The organism is Peribacillus sp. P4_C12 (genome assembly GCF_056402095.1).
This window is the reverse complement of record NZ_JBFUIB010000625.1, coordinates 1-1,888: the sequence shown is the minus strand read 5'-3', so window position 1 is coordinate 1,888 and position 1,888 is coordinate 1. Positions and strand designations below refer to the sequence as shown.

2 protein-coding genes are annotated in these 1,888 nt (G+C 38.7%); one reads left to right on the top strand and one right to left on the bottom strand.

Going from position 1 to position 1,888, the window contains the following annotated elements:
• Positions 1-643, top strand: a 643-nt coding sequence (locus tag AC1DUW_RS27325; protein ID WP_477643989.1) for an endonuclease I family protein, incomplete at its 5' end; no start/stop codon positions are given.
• Positions 644-819: 176 nt separating this feature from the next.
• Here the strand turns inward: AC1DUW_RS27325 and AC1DUW_RS27320 are convergent.
• Positions 820-1,878: a lactonase family protein gene (locus AC1DUW_RS27320; protein WP_477643990.1), complete on the bottom strand. Its 1,059-nt coding sequence runs from the start codon at positions 1,876-1,878 to the stop codon at positions 820-822.
• Between the last annotated feature and the right edge of the window lie 10 nt (positions 1,879-1,888).

Below are 1,888 nucleotides of genomic sequence, written 5' to 3'. Positions count from 1 at the left end.
GAACCACCTGCTTGTAACCACCCACAAAAACCAGCTGAACTACTCCCCACATCGTCATGTTTATCCATGGGTTGATTTACAGGAAAACGGCAAGCTGAAAAGTTTGTATTCCGGGAAAAGGATGGACCCTGTGCAGGTCATTGAGGAAGATATTCGTATCCTTGAAATCTTGACAAAAGACATTCAAACATCAAATGTTGAAAATATTATCGTTAATTGTGAACATGTCGTACCTCAATCATGGTTTAGTAAAAAAGAACCGATGAGGGGGGATTTGCATCACTTATTCGCCTGTGAACCAACTTGTAACAGTAGCCGAGGGAACTATCCATATCATGATTTCAAGGATTATGTGCCTGAGGTATCATCTAGAGGAATAAAAGAGGGGTGCGGAAAGACAGAGGAAGGAAAATTCGAGCCAGAATATGGTAAAGGTATTGTGGCCAGGGCAACTCTGTATTTTTTACTCCGATATGAGGGGATCATTGATAGCGCCAATGTTAACATGGAACTTTTGTTAGAATGGCATCAGCTTTTTCCAGTCAGTCTTTATGAAAAGCATAGAAACCAAKCTATATTTGAAGTGCAGGGTAACCGAAATCCATTTATTGATTTCCCAGAAATGGCGGAGGTATGGAAGTAGAGAAATAAATTTATTCATTTATTATTATCAAATTTGAAAGTCTGTCGTAAAAATAGATTAAAGAAATCAATTTTACAAATGGATATATTAGATAATAATGCATTTGTTTATTGAAAAAGAAAAGGATTGAAGCTGTAGTTTAGCTCCAATCCTTTTTTTGGGTATTACTAATAAGATTAGCCTTGAAGAAATTTCACACATACAGGGAAGGGAACTTGAACATCCTTTTGAAGTAATGTTAATTTTCCAGTACTTTCATTCCGAGAATATAGTGTCAAGTTTCCTGATTCTTCATTAGAAGCAACAAGGAATTTTCCGCTAGGATCTATTGCAAAGTCCCGTGGCCAGTGGCCTTCAGTTGATACCAGTTCAACTAATGTAAGATTACCGGTTGCATGATTAGTTTGGAAAACAGCAATACTATCATGTCCACGGTTTGCGGCATATACGAAATGCCCATCCGCTGAAATATGAATGGCACTGCCTTGATTTTTTTCACTAAAATCTTCTGGAACAGTCCGTACGGTTTGTAATTCAGAAAAGCGCCCGTTTAAGCTGTTGTAGCTTAACACAATAACTTCGGGTACTAGCTCTGCCATCACAAATGCAAATTTTCCATTAGGATGGAAGGTCAAATGCCGGGGGCCGCTGCCGGGAGCTACTGATAAACTATTTACTTCTTCCAAGACTCCATTATGTATTTTATAGGTGATGACTTTATCAATTCCGAGATCGACTACCGCTATGAACTTTTCATCCGGTGTGAATCCTGCAAAGTGTGTATGTGCTTTTTCCTGACGATCCTTATTCGGTCCTTTTCCTTCATGACGGATAGTGGATGATACAGGTAGAGGGGTCGCATCTTTCTGAAGTTGATAAGCTTCAATAATGCCGTCTCCGTAATTGGAAGTAACTAAAATGTGTTTCTCGCTATCAATACTGATATGGCAAGAAGACCCATTAGGTGTAAGTTGTTTGCCTAGGTAAGTAAGATCGCTTGAATCTTCATTGATGGAGTAGGCAGAAACACCGCCGCTTCCTGCTTCCTTTAAAATGGCATATAGATGCTTATTGTCTTCGCTAATTGTGATATATGTTGGATCGGTTAATTCTGCTGCAAGTACAGGTGTACTTATTTTTCCTTCAACTGTATCGAGAGTAAAACGATAAATGCCCTTGCTGTTTCCTTTTGTGTATGTTCCTATATATCCTATAATGGTTTGTGGAACATACACAAAAGGAAAC